Origin of the sequence: Streptomyces wuyuanensis (assembly GCF_900103455.1) — a bacterium.
Lineage (GTDB): Bacteria > Actinomycetota > Actinomycetes > Streptomycetales > Streptomycetaceae > Streptomyces > Streptomyces wuyuanensis.
Map to the genome: position 1 here is coordinate 1 of NZ_FNHI01000024.1, position 17,763 is coordinate 17,763.

The 17,763-nt window shown below is 71.1% G+C and carries 15 protein-coding genes; 6 read left to right on the forward strand and 9 right to left on the reverse strand.

Features of this window, described 5'->3' with window-relative positions:
• The coding region (locus tag BLT82_RS28880; RefSeq protein WP_093660103.1) for a cbb3-type cytochrome c oxidase subunit I at positions 1-1,383 on the reverse strand (1,383 nt) is incomplete at its 3' end.
• A complete protein-coding gene (gene ctaC, locus BLT82_RS28885; RefSeq protein ID WP_385944425.1) occupies positions 1,380-2,384 on the reverse strand; it encodes an aa3-type cytochrome oxidase subunit II in 1,005 nt (334 codons plus the stop codon). The genes ctaC and BLT82_RS28880, both read right to left, overlap by 4 nt.
• A 285-nt stretch (positions 2,385-2,669) precedes the next feature.
• Between ctaC and BLT82_RS28890 the strand changes: the two genes are divergently transcribed.
• Complete coding sequence (locus BLT82_RS28890) at positions 2,670-4,034, forward strand: cysteine desulfurase/sulfurtransferase TusA family protein (protein ID WP_093660105.1); 1,365 nt, start codon at positions 2,670-2,672, stop codon at positions 4,032-4,034.
• 112 nt (positions 4,035-4,146) lie between these two features.
• Here the strand turns inward: BLT82_RS28890 and BLT82_RS28895 are convergent, their stop codons facing one another.
• On the reverse strand, positions 4,147-5,121 hold the full coding sequence (locus BLT82_RS28895) for a carbohydrate kinase family protein (RefSeq protein WP_093660107.1): 975 nt from the start codon (positions 5,119-5,121) through the stop codon (positions 4,147-4,149).
• A 130-nt stretch (positions 5,122-5,251) separates the two neighbouring features.
• Between BLT82_RS28895 and BLT82_RS28900 the strand changes: the two genes are divergently transcribed.
• A complete protein-coding gene (locus BLT82_RS28900; protein WP_093660109.1) occupies positions 5,252-5,482 on the forward strand; it encodes a hypothetical protein in 231 nt (76 codons plus the stop codon).
• 108 nt (positions 5,483-5,590) lie between these two features.
• The gene (locus BLT82_RS28905; RefSeq protein ID WP_093660111.1) at positions 5,591-7,078 is read left to right on the forward strand and encodes a hypothetical protein; all 1,488 of its coding nucleotides are present in this window, start codon (positions 5,591-5,593) and stop codon (positions 7,076-7,078) included.
• Between the two features lie 67 nt (positions 7,079-7,145).
• Here the strand turns inward: BLT82_RS28905 and erpA are convergent, their stop codons facing one another.
• Positions 7,146-7,502 (reverse strand): iron-sulfur cluster insertion protein ErpA, encoded by a 357-nt coding sequence (gene erpA, locus BLT82_RS28910; RefSeq protein WP_093660113.1) that lies wholly within the window; start codon positions 7,500-7,502, stop codon positions 7,146-7,148.
• Positions 7,503-7,800: 298 nt separating this feature from the next.
• Between erpA and nadA the strand changes: the two genes are divergently transcribed.
• Positions 7,801-9,021 carry a quinolinate synthase NadA gene (gene nadA, locus BLT82_RS28920; protein ID WP_404205473.1) on the forward strand — a complete coding sequence of 407 codons (1,221 nt, stop codon included), beginning with the start codon at positions 7,801-7,803 and terminating at the stop codon, positions 9,019-9,021.
• Between the two features lie 206 nt (positions 9,022-9,227).
• On the opposite strand, the gene BLT82_RS28925 is transcribed toward nadA, so the two are convergent.
• From BLT82_RS28925 to BLT82_RS28945, 5 genes are all read right to left on the reverse strand, one after another.
• Positions 9,228-12,386: an efflux RND transporter permease subunit gene (locus tag BLT82_RS28925; protein ID WP_093660117.1), complete on the reverse strand. Its 3,159-nt coding sequence runs from the start codon at positions 12,384-12,386 to the stop codon at positions 9,228-9,230.
• A gap of 172 nt (positions 12,387-12,558) precedes the next feature.
• Positions 12,559-13,245: a response regulator gene (locus BLT82_RS28930; protein WP_093660119.1), complete on the reverse strand. Its 687-nt coding sequence runs from the start codon at positions 13,243-13,245 to the stop codon at positions 12,559-12,561.
• Positions 13,242-14,510: a sensor histidine kinase gene (locus tag BLT82_RS28935; protein ID WP_093660122.1), complete on the reverse strand. Its 1,269-nt coding sequence runs from the start codon at positions 14,508-14,510 to the stop codon at positions 13,242-13,244. The genes BLT82_RS28930 and BLT82_RS28935 overlap by 4 nt, the downstream gene beginning before the upstream one ends.
• Positions 14,511-14,830: 320 nt before the next feature.
• Positions 14,831-15,109 (reverse strand): PspA-associated protein PspAA, encoded by a 279-nt coding sequence (gene pspAA / locus BLT82_RS28940; RefSeq protein WP_093660124.1) that lies wholly within the window; start codon positions 15,107-15,109, stop codon positions 14,831-14,833.
• A 12-nt stretch (positions 15,110-15,121) separates the two neighbouring features.
• Entirely contained in the window at positions 15,122-15,910 is a 789-nt protein-coding gene (locus BLT82_RS28945) for a PspA/IM30 family protein (RefSeq protein ID WP_093660126.1), read from the reverse strand.
• A 288-nt stretch (positions 15,911-16,198) separates the two neighbouring features.
• On the opposite strand from BLT82_RS28945, the gene BLT82_RS28955 reads away from it, so the two are divergent.
• Both BLT82_RS28955 and BLT82_RS28960 read left to right on the forward strand, forming a co-directional pair.
• Positions 16,199-16,795, forward strand: coding sequence for a DUF3043 domain-containing protein (locus BLT82_RS28955; protein ID WP_093660128.1), 597 nt, complete (start codon positions 16,199-16,201; stop codon positions 16,793-16,795).
• 149 nt (positions 16,796-16,944) lie between these two features.
• Entirely contained in the window at positions 16,945-17,682 is a 738-nt protein-coding gene (locus BLT82_RS28960) for a class I SAM-dependent methyltransferase (protein ID WP_244529716.1), read from the forward strand.
• The last annotated feature ends 81 nt before the right edge of the window (positions 17,683-17,763 follow it).

Consider the following 17,763-nt stretch of genomic DNA (forward strand, 5'->3'; position numbering starts at 1 on the left):
CATGCCCTCGGCGCCCAGCCAGTGCTGGACCAGGAACGTGCCGTGGAAGCCGATGAACAGCGTCCAGAACGTGATCTTGCCGAGGCGCTCGTCCAGCATCTTGCCGGTGAACTTCGGCCACCAGAAGTGGAATCCGGCGAACATCGCGAAGACCACGGTGCCGAACACGACGTAGTGGAAGTGCGCGACGACGAAGTACGAGTCGGAGACGTGGAAGTCCATCGGGGGCGAGGCCAGGATGACACCGGTCAGACCACCGAAGGTGAAGGTGATCAGGAAGCCGATCGTCCAGAGCATCGGGGTCTCGAAGGACAGCGAGCCCTTCCACATGGTGCCGATCCAGTTGAAGAACTTCACACCGGTCGGGACCGCGATCAGGAAGGTCATGAAGGAGAAGAACGGCAGCAGCACTCCGCCGGTGACGTACATGTGGTGGGCCCACACGGTCACGGACAGGCCGGCGATCGCGATCGTCGCCGCCACCAGGCCGATGTAGCCGAACATCGGCTTCCGGCTGAACACCGGAACGACCTCCGAGACGATGCCGAAGAACGGCAGCGCGATGATGTACACCTCCGGATGGCCGAAGAACCAGAAGAGGTGTTGCCACAGCAGGGCGCCGCCGTTGGCCGCGTCGAAGATGTGGGCGCCGAACTTGCGGTCCGCCTCCAGGGCGAACAGCGCGGCCGCCAGCACCGGGAAGGCCAGCAGCACCAGCACACCGGTCAGCAGGACGTTCCAGGTGAAGATCGGCATGCGGAACATCGTCATGCCCGGGGCGCGCATGCAGATGATCGTGGTGATGAAGTTGACCGAGCCGAGGATCGTACCGAAGCCGGAGAAGGCCAGACCCATGATCCACAGATCGGCGCCGACACCCGGCGAGCGGACCGCGTCCGACAGCGGGGAGTAGGCGAACCAGCCGAAGTCGGCAGCACCGTTGGGGGTGAGGAAGCCGCCCACCGCGATGAGCGAGCCGAAGAGGTACAGCCAGTACGCGAACATGTTCAGCCGCGGGAACGCCACGTCGGGCGCGCCGATCTGCAGCGGCATGATCCAGTTGGCGAATCCGGCGAACAGCGGCGTCGCGAACATCAGCAGCATCACGGTGCCGTGCATCGTGAACGCCTGGTTGAACTGCTCGTTCGACATGATCTGCGTACCCGGCCGGGCCAGTTCGGCGCGCATGAAGAGCGCCATGACGCCGCCGATGCAGAAGAAGAAGAACGAGGTCGCCAGGTAGAGCGTGCCGATCGTCTTGTGGTCGGTGGTGGTCAGCCACTTCACGACCACGTTGCCGGGCTGCCGGCGCCGGACGGGGAGCTCGTTCTCGTACGAGTCGTCGGCCGTCGCGGCACCCTGGGGTTCGTTGAGGATGCTCACAGTTGGTTCTTCTCCGCATTCCGGGCCGGGTCAGACTGCGCGATGCCCGACGGGATGAAGCCGGTCTGCCCCTTCTCGGCCAGCTCCTTCAGGTGCTGCTGGTAGCGCTCCGGGGAGACGACCTTGACGTTGAAGAGCATCCGGGAGTGGTCGACACCGCAGAGCTCGGCGCACTTGCCGAGGAAGGTGCCCTCCTTGTTCGGAGTGACCTCGAAGACGTTGGTGTGACCCGGGATGACGTCCTGCTTGAACAGGAAGGGAACCACCCAGAAGGAGTGGATGACGTCCCGCGAGGTCAGGATGAAACGGACCTTCTCGCCCTTCGGCAGCCACAGCGTGGGGCCGGGGTTGCCGGTCTGCGGGTTCCGGTCGCCCGGGATGCCGGCGTCGTAGACGCCCTCGGCACCCTTCGGGAAGTCGTTGGTGTACTTGTCCGGAATCGCGTTCAGGGTCTTCTGCGCCGCGGCATCGCCGGTGGCCGGGTTCCCGTCCACGTCCTCGAGGTAGTTGAAGCCCCAGCTCCACTGGTAGCCGACCACGTTGACGGTGTGGGCGGGCTTGTCGGAGAGGGCGAGGAGCTTCGACTCGTCACGTGCGGTGAAGTAGAAGAGCACCGAGACGATGATGAGCGGGACCACGGTGTACAGCGCCTCGATGGGCATGTTGTACCGGGTCTGCGGGGGAACCTCGACCTTGGTCCGGCTGCGCCGGTGGAAGATGACGCTCCACAGGATCAGACCCCACACCAGCACGCCCACGGCGAGGGCAGCCGCCCACGAGCCCTGCCAGAGGGAGAGGATCCGGGGAGCCTCCTCCGTGACGGGGGTGGGCATACCGAGGCGGGGGAAGTCCTCCCAATTGGGGGAGCAACCCGTGGCGGTTGCCACGATCAAGCCCGCCGTCAGCACCTGCGGCAGCTTCCGCCGCATCGGGCGCCGCGACATGGGGGTACCGCCCCCGCCGTTCGGGCGGTGGGGGAGGTCGGAGCCGTTGGGACTCACGTAGCGCCTTCCCGAGAGTCTCGCCCGCGCGACCGCCCGCGGCCGTCTCGCTGGTCGGTCGCCGGCCCTGACGCGGGCAGGGGTTTGGATGTTTATGCGGACCAAACCCTACTGGACGCTATTTGGGGTCGCGCATGGAGGGTGCCCAACGCGCCGTCCGACGACCCGAAGGGGTGGACCGCACGGTTCCGGAGGCCGTGCCGCGCCTGGTCACAGGCCCCCGACTGAGCGCCCGCCACCGCCTTCTGACGACTTCTCCGAGGACCCGCGCGTTAGCGTGGACGGGTGCCCTACTTCGACGCCGCGTCCTCCGCTCCCCTGCACCCCGTCGCCCGGCAGGCGCTCCAGGCCTCCCTGGACGAGGGCTGGGCGGATCCCGCCCGCCTGTACCGCGAGGGCCGGCGCGCGCGCCTGCTGCTGGACGCGGCACGGGAGGCCGCCGCCGACGCCGTGGGCTGCCGCCCGGACGAGCTCGTTTTCACCTCTTCGGGGACACGTGCCCTCCACACGGGCATCTCGGGCGCGCTCGCGGGTCGCCGCCGGATCGGCGGTCACCTGGTCGTGTCCGCCGTCGAGCACTCGGCCGTGCTGCACGCGGCGGAGGGCCGGCCCGTCAGCGAGGTGCCCGTCGACCGCTGGGGCGCGGTGTCACCGCGCGTGTTCGGGGAGGCACTGCGCGAGGACACCGCACTGGCCTGCCTGCAGTCGGCGAACCACGAGGTGGGGACCGAGCAGCCGGTCGCCGAGGTGGCCGAGCTCTGCCGGACGGCGGGCGTCCCGCTGCTCGTCGACGCCGCGCAGTCCCTCGGCTGGGGCCCGGTCGCCGGGGACTGGTCGCTGCTCACCGCGAGCGCGCACAAATGGGGCGGTCCGGCGGGTGTGGGACTCCTCGTGGTCCGCAAGGGCGTCCGCTTCGCCTCGCAGGACCCCGCGGACGAACGGGAGTCGGGGCGCGCGCCCGGCTTCGAGAACATCCCGGCGATCGTGGCGGCCGCGGCGTCGCTGCGGGCCGTTCGGGACTCCGCCGAGACGGAGGCCCGGCGGCTGCGGGAGCTGGTGGACCGGATCCGCACCCGGGTCCCGGAGCTGGTGCCGGACGTCGAGGTGGTCGGCGACCCGGTGCGCCGGCTCCCCCATCTCGTCACCTTCTCCTGCCTCTACGTCGACGGGGAGACGGTGCTGCACGAGCTGGACCGGGCGGGCTTCTCCGTGTCCTCCGGCTCGTCCTGCACGAGTTCGACGCTCACCCCGAGCCATGTGCTGCGGGCGATGGGGGTCCTGAGCGAGGGGAACGTACGGGTGTCCCTGCCGGTGGGCACGGCGGCGGAGGACGTCGACCGCTTTCTGGAGGTCCTGCCCGGAGTCGTCGCCGGCGTCCGCCGCCACCTCGGGGCGCCGACGGCCGAGGAGCCCTCCCCCGGGTCCGAGTCCCTCGTGGTCGACGCCCTCGGCAAACGCTGCCCCGTCCCGGTGATCGAACTCGCCAAGGTCATCGGGGACGTCCCGGTCGGCGGCACGGTCACCGTCCTCGCCGACGACGAGGCGGCCCGGCTCGACATCCCGGCGTGGTGCGAGATGCGCGACCAGGAGTACGTCGGGGAGTCCCCGGCGCCGGGAGGGACGGCGTACGTGGTGCGCCGCCGGGGCTGACGCCGCGCCCGCGGCGGGGCCGCGGGTTGCGACGGCCGCCGTGGGTGCGGAAGCACCGCGCCCGCAGGGCGCGGGGCTCTGCGGGCGCGGTGTTCGGGGCGCGGCCCCTGGCTCAGGAAAGGTGCTCCCGGACGTCCGCCGCCGCGTCGTGTCCGTACGCCTTCGTGAAGCGGTCCATGAAGTGGGCGCGGCGCAGGGTGTACTCCTGGGTGCCCAGCGTCTCGATGACCAGCGTCGCGAGCATGCAGCCGACCTGCGCGGCGCGCTCCAGGCCCACGTCCCACGACAGCGCCGACAGGAAGCCCGCGCGGAACGCGTCGCCGACGCCCGTCGGGTCGACCTTGGAGTCCTCCTCGGGGCAGCCGACCTCGATCGCCGGCTCGCCCTTGCTCTCGATGCGCACGCCGCGCGAGCCGAGCGTGGTGACGCGGTGGCCGACGCGGTCCAGGATCTCCTCGTCCGTCCAGCCCGTCTTCGACTCGATGAGCCCCTTCTCGTACTCGTTGGAGAAGAGGTAGGTCGCCCCGTCCAGCAGTATCCGGATCTCGTCGCCGTTCATCCGCGCGATCTGCTGCGAGAAGTCGGCGGCGAACGGGATGCCCCGGGACCGGCACTCCTCCGTGTGGCGCAGCATCGCCTCGGGGTCGTCGGCGCCGATCAGCACCAGGTCCAGTCCGCCAACCCGGTCCGCGACCGCCTTCAGCTCGATCTGGCGCGCCTCGCTCATCGCGCCCGTGTAGAAGGAGCCGATCTGGTTGTGGTCGGCGTCGGTCGTGCAGACGAAGCGCGCGGTGTGCAGCACCTCGGAGATCCGTACGGAAGCGGTGTCGACGCCGTGCCGGTCGAGCCAGGCGCGGTACTCGTCGAAGTCGGAGCCCGCCGCTCCGACCAGGACCGGGTTGGTGCCGAGCTGGCCCATCCCGAAGCAGATGTTGGCGCCGACCCCTCCTCTGCGCACATCGAGGTTGTCGACGAGGAAGGAGAGGGAGACCGTGTGGAGCTGGTCCGCGACCAGTTGGTCGGCGAAGCGGCCGGGAAAGGTCATCAGATGGTCGGTGGCGATGGAGCCGGTGACTGCGATTCGCACGGCTGAGTGCTCCTGGTGGGGAGGCGGAGTTGACGGTTAACGCTACCCGTTGACACAGGCCCTTCTGTAGCACGGAAACTACCCGATAGTAGGGCTTTTGCCTCAGCGTAACCCTGCGTACGGTGCCCGTATGCCGAACCCCACGTCGTACATCGCCCTCCCCGAGCGCCGGTCGGCCGAGCCCGGGCAGATCGAGATCAGTCTGGCGGAGCTCCGCGGTGACAGCGCCCGGATGGCGCCGCACTGGGTGGTGCCGCCGATCGCCACGGCCGGCCCGGTGTCTCCGTCGCTGATCCACGGGGTGGTCGTCTCCCCCGCCTCCGCGCGGCTGGTCGGCTCGATGTCCGTGTACGGCGACTGACCCGTACCCCAGCGCTCCGTTACGGCACACGGCGCATTCCGGGAACCGCGCGCTCCCCCACTCCGTCCCATGGGTGTCCCCCGGAAAGGGTCCCGAAGGAGCGATGCGGTGAGCAGCACAGAGCACCCCCAGAACAGCGCCGACGGCGCCGGTGGTCCCGAGGGCACCGCGGTCCGGCGTCTTCGGAGGTCTCCGCTGGCCGTCGCGTCGGTGGCCGCCGCGGTCCTGGTCGCGGGGGGCGGCGGCGCATGGTTCGCCACGACCGCCTCCGACCGCGGGGGTGGTACGCCGGGGACGGACCCCAAGCCCCCTCCGCTGGCGCTGGACGGCGGCACGGGCATCGCGGTCGGCGAGCCCAGCCCCGGCGGCGTGGAGTACCGGGCCCGGGGCGAACTGCCGGAGGGCCCCGACTCCGCTCCCGTCCACAGGGTGAACGGGACGGTCGGCAGGGAGCAGGTCGAGGCACTGGCCGAGGCACTGGGCGTGCCGGGCACCCCCCGGCTGCAGGGCGAGGTGTGGAAGTCCGGTACGGACGGGGACGGCGGCGGCCCTCTGCTCCAGGTGAACCGGCAGGCCCCGGGGACCTGGACGTTCAGTTCCCACGGCCCCCCGAAGGGCGACGACTGCGTGAAGGGCAGGGACGTCTGCGCACCCGGCGGAACGGCCCCTTCCGCACAGCGGCTGCCGCATGCGGGGACCGTGGTGGACGAGAAGGCCGCGAAGAAGGCCGCCGCTCCCGTGCTGGCGGCGCTGGGGCTGGGCGACGCAAGGCTGGACGCGACGCAGGTGCTCGGTGCGTACCGGGTCGTCCGCGCCGACCCGCGGATCGGCGGCCTGCCCACGTACGGCTGGTCCACCAGCGTCCATGTCGGCGCCGACGGGACCGTCGGGAACGGCAGCGGGCAGCTGGTGAAGCCGTCCGCAGGACCCGAGTACCCGGTGATCGGGGCCGAGGAGGCGCTGAAGCGGCTGAACGCGGAGGGCGGGGGCGGCACGGTCGGCATCGGGGGCTGCGCGACGCCCGGGCCGCTGGCGGAGGAGGAGCCGGCCGCTCCGTGCGAGCCCGGGAGTGGCACGCCGGGCCCGGCCGAGGTGGTCACCATCACCCGGGCGGAGTTCGGACTGGCCGTGCACTCGGTCGGGGGACGGCCCGCGCTCGTGCCCTCGTGGCTGTTCACGACCGGGCCGGAGACCGGCCCGGGGGGATCCACGATCACCCGGCCGGCCGTGGCGCCGGAGTATCTGAAGCCGAAAGCCCAGCAGCCGCCCGTGCCCTCGGGGACGGCGGTGCCGTCGCCACCCGACACGTCGAAGCTGCCGGAGACGACGGTGCGGGGTGTGGAGTCGTACGCCCTGGCGAAGGACGGGCGCACCCTGACACTGCGCTTCTGGGGCGGGGTGTGCAGCGACTACTCGGCGAAGGCCGAGGAGAGCGGCGACGAGGTGAAGGTGAGGATCATCGAGTCCCGTCCGGATCCGGGACGGGTCTGCATCCTGATCGCCAAGGAGCTGACGGAGAAGGTCACACTGGGCGAGCCGCTCGGTGACCGCACGGTCGTCGACGTGGAGAGCGGCGACCCCGTGCCCCGCAAGTGAGCGCGCGGACGGACGCCGGAGGGCGGTGACCCGGGACCGGGTCACCGCCCTCCGGCGTTCGGACGGCTCAGCTGAAGGAGTCGCCGCAGGCGCAGGACCCCGTCGCGTTCGGGTTGTCGATCGTGAAGCCCTGCTTCTCGATCGTGTCGACGAAGTCGATGGAGGCGCCACCGAGGTACGGCGCGCTCATGCGGTCGGTAACGACCCTGACCCCGTCGAACTCCTTGACGACGTCGCCGTCGAGCGAGCGCTCGTCGAAGAAGAGCTGGTAGCGCAGGCCGGAGCAGCCGCCGGGCTGAACCGCGACGCGGAGCGCCAGGTCGTCCCGGCCTTCCTGCTCCAGCAGGGACTTCACCTTGGCTGCGGCGGCGTCGGACAGGAGGATGCCGTCGCTCACGGTGGTGGTCTCGTCCGATACGGACATCTGCTTCTCTCCCGGGTTGTACGGAGACTGCTTGCCGACGTTGGCAACCGGCGGGGCGCCGGATTCATTCCGGACGGGCCCCGGTCTTTCCCTTTCATGCTCGCACATGCCCTCCCTTCGGGTCATCGACCAGTGGACGGCTCGGCGCCGGGAATTGCGTCACATCGACGCTATGGACATCGTCAAACTGACGTGAAGCGGTTATGATAGATAGCGTCAAATAGACGAAAAGGCTCTCCGGTGCACCCCGGGGGTCCACCGGAGGCGGCTCCGCCGCCCCGACCGAAGAGTAGAAAGGGTGCGTGACGTGACCACCGCCCAGCCCTCCCTCACCGCGCCCGGCGCGGTAGCGGGCTCCCAGGATGTCCAGCCGACGCCGCTCGCCCTGCTGCTGCTCGGCCGCGAGGCCGACCCCAGGAGCGAACGGGGCGTCGAGTGCCCCGGCGACCTTCCCTCCCCGTCCGACCCGGACCTGGTGGAGCGCGCCCGCCTGGCGAAGGAGAAGCTCGGCGACAAGGTGTTCGTGCTGGGCCACCACTACCAGCGCGACGAGGTCATCCAGTTCGCGGACGTCACCGGCGACTCCTTCAAGCTCGCGAAGGACGCGGCGGCCCGGCCGGAGGCCGAGTACATCGTTTTCTGCGGTGTGCACTTCATGGCCGAGTCGGCGGACATCCTTACCGGTGACGACCAGAAGGTCGTCCTGCCCGACCTCGCCGCCGGCTGCTCCATGGCCGACATGGCGACGGCCGAGCAGGTCGCCGAGTGCTGGGACGTCCTCACCGAGGCCGGCGTGGCGGAACGCACCGTGCCCGTCTCCTACATGAACTCCTCCGCGGACATCAAGGCCTTCACCGGCAAGCACGGCGGCACGATCTGTACGTCCTCGAACGCCAAGCGCGCGCTGGACTGGGCCTTCGAGCAGGGCGAGAAGGTCCTTTTCCTGCCCGACCAGCACCTCGGCCGGAACACCGCCGTCCGTGACATGGGGATGTCCCTGGACGACTGCGTCGTCTACAACCCGCACCGGCCGAACGGCGGGCTCACCACCGAGCAGCTGCGCGCCGCGAAGATGATCCTCTGGCGCGGCCACTGCTCCGTGCACGGCCGCTTCTCGCTGGACTCCGTGAACGACGTCCGCGAGCGCATCCCGGGCGTGAACGTCCTCGTCCACCCCGAGTGCAAGCACGAAGTCGTCGCGGCGGCCGACTACGTGGGCTCCACGGAGTACATCATCAAGGCGCTGGAGGCGGCTCCGGCGGGCTCCAAGTGGGCGATCGGCACGGAGCTGAACCTGGTTCGCCGCCTGGCGAACCGTTTCGCCCCCGAGGGCAAGGAGATCGTCTTCCTCGACAAGACGGTCTGCTTCTGCTCGACGATGAACCGCATCGACCTGCCGCACCTGGTGTGGGCGCTGGAGTCCCTGGCGGAGGGGAACCTGGTCAACCGGATCCAGGTCGACGCCGAGACGGAGAGCTTCGCCAAGCTCGCCCTGGAGCGCATGCTGGCGCTTCCCTGACGGTGACGGACGCGCGCCCGCCGCGTCCGCAAGTCCCCACGTCGCCCCGGCACACGGTCGTCCGTGCGCCGGGGCGACGGCGTTCTCCCGCGGGGCCTCACGGGGTCCGGCGCGAGGCACGAACGGGAGCCGCCCCCGGCGGCCGGGTGGGACCCGGACACCAGGGGCGGCGAGGGGTGCGGGGACGGCCGTCCCCGCGCGCACGGCTACGCGTTGGCCGGCTCCGGGGACTCCTTCTCAGCCGGCTGCGGCGACGCCTCGCCGGACTTCCGCGCCCGCTTCGCCTCGCGCTTGGCGCGACGGCGCTCCTTGCGGAGCTCGACCATCGCGTAGAGCGTCGGCACCAGCAGCAGCGTCAGCAGGGTGGAGGTCACCAGCCCGCCGATGACGACGACGGCCAGCGGCTGGGCGATGAAGCCGCCCTCGCCCGTGACGCCCAGCGCCATCGGCAGCAGCGCGAAGATCGTCGCCAGGGCCGTCATGAGGATCGGGCGGAGCCGGTGCCGGCCGCCCTCGACGACCGCCTCGACCACGCCCAGGCCCTGCGCCCGGTACTGGTTGACGAGGTCGATGAGCACGATCGCGTTGGTGACGACGATGCCGATCAGCATCAGCATGCCGATCATGGCCGGGACGCCCATCGGTGTGCCGGTGGCGATCAGCAGACCGAGCGCGCCCGTCGCGGCGAACGGGATGGACACCAGCAGGATCAGCGGCTGGACCAGCGACTTGAAGGTGGCGACCAGCAGCATGAACACGATCGCGATCGCCGCCAGCATCGCCAGGGCCAGCGAGGCGAAGGCCTCGTCCTGGTCCTCGGAGACACCGCCGATGGACGCCGTCGCACCGTCCGGCAGATCCAGCGCGTTGATCTTCGTCTGGAGCGACGCGCTCACCGCGCCCGTGTTGTCGCCGGTCGGCTTCGCCGTGATCGTCGCGGCGCGGGCGCCGTCGATGCGGGTCATGGAGACCGGGCCCGGCACCAGCTTCACCTCGGCGATGTCACCGAGCTTCACCGGCCCGAGGGGCAGCTTCTTCAGCTCGGCCATCGTCGTCGCCGGCTTGGCCGAGGTGATGACGACATCGCGCTCGGAGTCGTCGAGGATCGCCTTGGCCGCCGGCGTACCGCGGACGGCCTGGGCGACCGCGCCGCCGAGCGTGGCGTCGTTGAAGCCCGCCTGTGCGGCCTTGGCGTTGGCCTTGACCGAGATCCGCGGCACGGACTGGGCCAGGTCGCTCTGGACGTCGGTGACGTCGTCGAGCTTCGCGACCTCGTCCCGTACCTGCTCGGAAGCGCTGCGCAGGACCTCCGCGTCGGCCGCCTTCACCACGACGCTGAGGTCCTGGTTGCCGAAGCCGTCGCCCGCCGCGATGGTCGTGTCGCCGATGCCGTCGAGCTTGCCGAGCTCCTCGTCGATGCGGTCGCGGGTCCTCTCGTACGAGGCCGCGTCCTTCAGGGTGAGCTGGTACGAGGCCTGGTTGGCGCCGGTGCCCCCGCCGAAGGCCGCCATGAAGCCGGACGAGCCGACGGTGACCTGGTAGTCCTTGATCTCGTCGATGCCGTCGAGGACCTTCTCGATCTTCTTCGCCGAGGCGTCGGCCGCCTCCAGGCTGGTGCCCGGCTTCAGCTCCTGCTTGATCGACATGACCTCCTGCTCGCCCTGGTCGAAGAAGTTCGTCTTCAGGAGCGGCGCCATGCCGAAGGTGCCGACGAGCACGACGAGCGCGATGGCCACGCTGGTGAGACGACGCCGGGTGGCGAACCGCAGCACCGGCACGTACATCCGCTGGAGAAGGCTGCGGGCCTCCTTCTGCTCGGCCTTGCGGCGCGCCTCGTCCGGATCGGCGTCCCGGACGTCCTTCGGGGCGCGCAGGAACCAGTACGAGAGCACCGGCACGACGGTGAGCGAGACGAGCAGCGACGCCAGGAGCGCGGCGGTGACCGTCAGGCTGAACGATCCGAAGAGTTCGCCGACCATGCCGCCGACCAGACCGATCGGCAGGAACACCGCGACCGTGGTGAGTGTCGAGGAGGTGACGGCGCCCGCGACCTCGCGGACGGCGGTGAGGATCGCGGCCTGGCGCTCCTCGCCGTAGCCGAGGTGGCGCTTGATGTTCTCCAGGACCACGATCGAGTCGTCCACGACCCGGCCGATCGCGATGGTCAGCGCGCCGAGGGTGAGCATGTTGAGCGACAGGTCACGCGTCCACAGCACGATCAGCGCGAGGACGACGGACAGCGGGATGGAGACCGCGGTGACCAGCGTCGAGCGGATCGAGGCCAGGAAGACCAGGATGATGACGACGGCGAACAGCAGTCCGAGCGCGCCCTCGGTCGTCAGGCCGGAGATCGACTTGGAGACGGCCGGGCCCTGGTCGGAGACGACGGACAGCTCGGCTCCGGAGCCCAGGTCCTTGCGGAGCTCGGGCAGCTTGTCCTTGACGGCGTCGGAGATGGCGACGGCACTGCCTTCCTTGTCCATCGTCGCCATCACGGCGAGGCTGGGGCGGCCGTTGGTGCGGGTGATGGAGACGCGCTGCGACTCCTCCTGCTCCACGGTGGCGATGTCGCCGAGGCGGACCGGCTTGGCGGGCTTGCCCGACTCCCCGCCCGGGGCGGCCTGCGGGGCGATCCGCAGGTCCTCGATCTGCTTCAGCGAGGTGAAGCCGCCGCCGACCTGGACGGTGCGGCTGCTGCCCGCCTCCGAGAAGGAGCCGGCGGGGATCGTGGCGCCGCCCGCCTTGAGGGCCTCGGCGAGCGCCATCGTGTTCAGTCCGGCCGCGGCGAGCTTCCGGTCGTTCGGCGTGACGGAGACCTGGAGGTCCTGCACGCCGTCGATGCCGACCTGGCCGACGCCCTCGATGTCCTCGAGCGCCGGGACGACGGTCCGCTCCAGCTGGTCGGCGAGCGCCTGCTGGTCCTTGTCGGAGCTGACGGCGAGGACGACGGTCGGGATGTCGTCGGTCGAGCCGGCGACGACCTGCGGGTCGACCTCGTCGGGCAGCTGGACCCGGGCGCGGTTCACGGCCTGCTGGACGTCGGCGACGAGCTGCTTGGTGCCCTCGTCCCCGTAGTCGAACGAGGCCATGATGACGGCGTTGCCCTCGCTCGCCGTGGAAGTGATGCCCTTGATGCCGTCGACCGCCTTGATGCTGCTCTCGAGCGGCTCGACGACCTGCTTCTCGACCACATCGGGCGACGCGCCCTGGTAGGGGGCCAGCACGGACACCATCGGCAGTTCGATGGAGGGCAGCAGCTGCTGCTTGAGCTGGGGGATGGCGATCGCTCCGAAGACGATCGCCACGATCGACATCAGCCCTATCAGGGCCCGTTGCGCGAGGCTGAATCTGGACAGCCAGGACATGGGGTCTCTCTTCTGTGGCGTGTGGCCGGCGGCGTGGAATCGCTGACGCGGGAGTGGGGCGTGGTCAGGCGCCCGTCTATACGATCAGCCATCCACGGGGGCGGATCCGTCGGCCCCAGGTCCAAATCCTTATCCGCCGCATACTCCGCATGGAGTACTGCCGGGTGGAGACTCAGTCCACCCGTGGGCGTACCAGGCCCGATTCGTACGCAATGACCACCAATTGCGCCCGATCGCGGGCGCCGAGCTTCGCCATCGCGCGGTTCACATGCGTCTTGACGGTGAGCGGGCTGACCTCCAGCCGGTCCGCGATCGCGTCGTTGGAGTGGCCACCGGCGACGAGCACGAGGACCTCACGCTCCCGGACCGTCAGCGCGGCGAGCCGTTCCGAGTACACCCCGGAGTCCTGGCCGCCCTCCGAACTGCCGCCCTGGGCGAGGAACTTGGCGATGAGGCCCTTCGTCGCCGCGGGTGACAGCAGCGCGTCGCCGGCGGCGGCGATCCGGATGGCGTTCAGCAGTTCCTCGGGTTCCGCACCCTTGCCGAGGAAGCCGGAGGCCCCGGCCCGCAACGACTGGACGACGTACTCGTCCACCTCGAACGTCGTCAGCATCACCACCCGCACGTCGGCGAGGCCGGGATCGGCGCTGATCATGCGGGTGGCGGCGAGTCCGTCCGTACCGGGCATCCGGATGTCCATGAGGACGACGTCGGCACGGGCCGAACGGGCGAGCTCCACGGCCTCGGCGCCGTCCGCGGCCTCGCCCACGACCTCCATGTCGGGCTCGGAGTCCACCAGCACCTTGAACGCGCTGCGCAGCAGAGCCTGGTCATCGGCGAGCAGCACCCTGATGGTCATACGTCCTCGTCCCCCTCCGCGCGGGCCTTGACCGGCAGTATCGCCTGCACCCGGAAGCCGCCGCCGTAGCGGGGGCCCGCGGTCAGGGTGCCGCCGAGGGCCGTGACCCGTTCGCGCATGCCGATCAGGCCGTGCCCGCCCGCCGGGGTGCCGTCCGCACCGGCGCCGTCCGGGCCCAGCCGCACGGAGCCGGCGGGGCAGCCGTCGTCGAGGACCGTGACCTCGACGGTCCGGCCCACCCGTACGACGCTCACCTCCGCCTTGGCCGCGGCACCGGCGTGCTTGCGCACGTTCGTGAGCGCCTCCTGGACGATCCGGTACGCGGCGAGGTCGACGGCGGCGGGGAGCTCGGTGTCCTGGTCGGTGCGGGCCAGCTCGACCGGCAGCCCGGCCCGCCGGAAGCCGTCGAGCAACGGGTCGAGGACGGCGAGTCCCGGGGCCGGCTCCGTGGGGGCCTCCGGGTCGCCGGACTGCCTGAGCAGACCGACGGTGACCCGCAGCTCGTTCAGCGCCGAGCGGCTCGCCTCCCGCACATGGGAGAGGGCCTCCTTGGCCTGGTCGGGGCGCTTGTCCATGACGTGCGCCGCCACTCCGGCCTGCACATTGACCAGGGCGATGTGATGGGCGACGACGTCGTGGAGGTCGCGGGCGATCCGCAGCCGCTCCTCGGCGACGCGGCGGCGGGCCTCCTCGTCCCGGGTGCGCTCGGCCCGTTCGGCACGCTCCCGTATGGCGTCGACGAAGGCGCGCCGGCTGCGTACGGCGTCGCCCGCCGCGGCCGCCATGCCGGTCCAGGCGAAGATGCCGAGGTTCTCCTGGCTGTACCAGGGGGCGGAGCCGAACAGCATCGCCGAGCCGGTCAGCACCGTCATGGTCAGCAGGCCGACCCGCCACGTCGTCGGGCGGTCGGTGCGCGACGCGACCGTGTAGAGGGCGATCACCGCGGACATGGCGACGGGCGCGGGCGGATCGCCCGCGACCAGTTCGGCGACGGACACCGCACCGGTGACCGCGAGCACGGACATGGGGCGGCTGCGCCGGAACACGAGCGCCCCGGCGGCCGCCACCATCAGGAGCAGGCTGCGGAGCTCGGGCGTACGGGTGCCGAAGGTCGGCCCGTGCGGTCCGTGGGGGTCCGCGAACGACGCGACGACCATGCACACGAGCACCGCGGCGGCGAGTCCCGCGTCGAACGCCGTCGGATGCGCGCGCAGCCAGGAGCGGGGCGGCGCGAGCCGGCTGAATCCGGTCAGAGGTGCGGTCACGACAGGCAACGGTACGGGGTCGGGCGCACACGTCACCGGGCCCGGGCCGGACGTGGGGGCGGGGCGGTGGACGGGCCGAGCCGGACGGGGCCTTCCGCGGCCGGGTGCGGCGGCGGCAGCACGTGGCCGGCAGGGGCCCAGGGGCGGCCGGGTGCGGCGGCGGCAGCGCGAGGCGGGAAGGGGGCCCGGGGCCGGGCGGAAGGGCCGAGGACCGCCGGGAGGGGGCCGAACCGCGCGGCCCGCGGCCGGATGAGTCGTCCGGGCGCGGGCCGTGGTCGGAGGGCGGGAGCCGTGGTGGGAGGGCGGGAGCCGGGGCCGGGTCAGCCCGGGATGAGCCCGTCGTCACGGAGCATGGCGCGTACCTCGTCGAGCGTCGCGTCCGGGGAGGGCAGGATCAGCGCGGAGGGCTCCAGGGCGTCGTCCGGGAGCGGTGCCCCACAGCGGCGCACCTCGTCGAGCAGGGCGCACAGGGTGCGGCGGAAGCCTTCCGCGTCACCCGTCTCCATCTCGGCGAGCAGCTCGTCGTCGCGCTTGTTGAGCTCGGCGAAGTGGCTGTCCGCCACGGTCCACTGACCCTCCCCCATGATCCGTACGATCATGACGCGCCGTCCCTACTGCTTGTCGAACTTGTGCTGGGTGCGGGCCTGGTCCTGCGTCGAACCGTCGCCTCCCTCGATGGCCTGCTGCGGCGTGCCGCCTCCGGCCAGCTCCGCCTTCATGCGCTGCAGCTCCAGCTCGACGTCCGTGCCACCGGAGATGCGGTCCAGCTCCGCGGCGATGTCGTCCTTCGCCATCCCGGTCGGGTCGTCCAGCGCACCGGACGCCAGGAGCTCGTCGATGGCACCGGCCCGGGCCTGCAGCTGGGCCGTCTTGTCCTCGGCACGCTGGATCGCCAGACCGACGTCGCCCATCTCCTCGGAGATGCCGGAGAACGCCTCTCCGATGCGGGTCTGCGCCTGGGCGGCCGTGTACGTGGCCTTGATGGTCTCCTTCTTCGTGCGGAAGGCGTCGACCTTGGCCTGCAGCCGCTGCGCGGCGAGGGTGAGCTTCTCCTCCTCGCCCTGAAGCGTCTGGTGCTGGGTCTCCAGATCGGTGACCTGCTGCTGGAGCGCGGCGCGGCGGGAGAGCGCCTCGCGCGCCAGGTCCTCGCGGCCGAGCGCCAGCGCCTTGCGGCCCTGGTCCTCCAGCTTGGTGGACTGGCTCTGGAGCTGGTTCAGCTGCAGCTCCAGGCGCTTGCGGGAGGTCGCCACGTCGGCGACGCCGCGACGGACCTTCTGCAGCAGCTCCAGCTGCTTCTGGTACGAGTAATCGAGGGTCTCGCGCGGATCCTCGGCCCGGTCAAGGGCCTTGTTTGCCTTCGCGCGGAAGATCATCCCCATACGCTTCATGACACCGCTCATGGGCTTCGCGCGCCCCCTTCTGACGGACTCAGCTCCGGCTTCTCCAGAACCCACAGTACGGGCCCTGCATCCATTACCGCACTGTTCGAGCACCGATGCGCTCATCCCCAAGGACGACCTGCGGGCCGCCCCGCTCCCGCGCAAGGAGTAGGTGGCCTTCAGGGGAGAGGCGGTCGTGTCGCCCCGTGCACGTTCCTGCGGCTTCTGACCCGTACGGACGCGCGCCGTTGCCGGATCGTTCCCCAGGGGGCTGGGGCAGCCGCCCGCCACCCCGTACCCTTGTGTTTTGTGTTCCGTAGCCGTTCCAAGGAAGAGAAGGCCCCCACCGACAAGGTGACGGCGGACCTCTCCAAGCAGCCCCGCGACCCCGAGGCCCCCAAGGGCCGCCCGACCCCGAAGCGGAGTGAGGCCCAGACCCAGCGCCGCCGGGCGCAGTCAACACCCCTCGACCGCAAGGCGGCCATGCGCCGCCAGCGCGAGGCGCGCCGTGCCGACCTGGCCAGGCAGCGAGAGGCGCTGGCCGGTGGCGACGAGCGCTACCTGCCGCCGCGCGACAAGGGCCCGGTGCGGCGCTTCGTCCGCGATTTCGTGGACTCGCGGTTCTGCATCGCCGAGTTCTTCCTGCCGCTGGCCGTGGTGATCCTGGTGCTCTCCATGATCCGCGTGCCCCAGCTGCAGAACATCGCGCTGCTGCTGTGGCTCGGTGTCATCGTGATGATCGTGATCGACTCGATCGGCATCTGGATCCGGCTCAAGAAGCAGCTGAACGAGCGCTTCCCGAACGAGCCGAAGCGCGGCGCGGTGGCCTACGGCCTGATGCGCACGCTCCAGATGCGCCGGCTGCGCCTGCCCAAGCCCCAGGTCAAGCGCGGAGAGCGGCCCTGAGCGCGGACGTCTCCTCGGTTCCCGACGTCGCCTCGAAGTCCGAAGGCTCCTCCGTGCCGGACGTCTCCGCGAAGTGCGAGGTCTCCGGCAGAGGCGACGTCTCCGGTTTCGCGAGCGGCGCCGCCGCCTGGCTGAAGGGCCTCGGCGGGCTGCGCAACACGGTCCGGCAGGAGCTCGTGGCCCGGCAGCTCGACGAGCAGCTGGCCGCCCGCTTCCCCGTCGGGCAGCGGCTGCGCGTCCTCGACGTCGGCATGGGGCAGGGCACCCAGGCCCTGCGTCTGGCACGGGCCGGGCACAAGGTCACCGGACTGGAGTCCGACGCGGGGATGCTGCAGGTCGCCCGTGAGGCGCTGGCGCACGAGCCCGAGGGCATCCGGGAGCGCTTCCGGATGATCGAGGGCGACGGCCGCGACACGGGCGTGCACTTCCTGCCCGGCTCCTTCGACGTGGTGCTCTGCCACGGCGTGCTGATGTACGTCGAGGAACGCGACGCGATGCTGGCCGGCCTGGCGCGGATGCTGGCACCGGGCGGTCTGCTGTCCCTGCTCGTGCGGAACGCGGACGCGCTGGCCATGCGGTCCGGCCTGAGCGGCGACTGGGACGCGGCGCTGACCGCCTTCGACACGGACACGTACACCAACCGCCTCGGCCTCCAGGTGCGCGGCGACCGGCTGGCGTCGCTGACGGCGACCCTCGCGGGGATCGCGGCGCCGCTGCACGCCTGGTACGGGGTGCGGGTATTCACGGACACCTCGGCGGACGACGCGGAACCGCCGTCCGGGGACGAGCTGACCCGGCTGCTGGCGGCCGAGGACCGCGCGGGCCGGTCGGACCCGTACCGTTCGGTGGCGGCGCTGCTGCATCTGTGCGGAGTGCGCGGCCAGTAGCGAGCCGCTGCTGGCCGTCCGGGCCGTGGGTACGGACGGGCAGCCGCCGGTGGGAACGGGCGCCGCGGTCGCACGCATCCG

Bases quoted from the DNA above. Each gene is read 5' to 3' on its own strand.
- BLT82_RS28925 (WP_093660117.1), bottom strand. From the start codon at position 12,386: ATGTCCTGGCTGTCCAGATTCAGCCTCGCGCAACGGGCCCTGATAGGG.
- BLT82_RS28930 (WP_093660119.1), bottom strand. From the start codon at position 13,245: ATGACCATCAGGGTGCTGCTCGCCGATGACCAGGCTCTGCTGCGCAGC.
- BLT82_RS28945 (WP_093660126.1), bottom strand. From the start codon at position 15,910: ATGAGCGGTGTCATGAAGCGTATGGGGATGATCTTCCGCGCGAAGGCA.
- pspAA (WP_093660124.1), bottom strand. From the start codon at position 15,109: ATGATCGTACGGATCATGGGGGAGGGTCAGTGGACCGTGGCGGACAGC.
- BLT82_RS28900 (WP_093660109.1), top strand. From the start codon at position 5,252: ATGCCGAACCCCACGTCGTACATCGCCCTCCCCGAGCGCCGGTCGGCC.
- erpA (WP_093660113.1), bottom strand. From the start codon at position 7,502: ATGTCCGTATCGGACGAGACCACCACCGTGAGCGACGGCATCCTCCTG.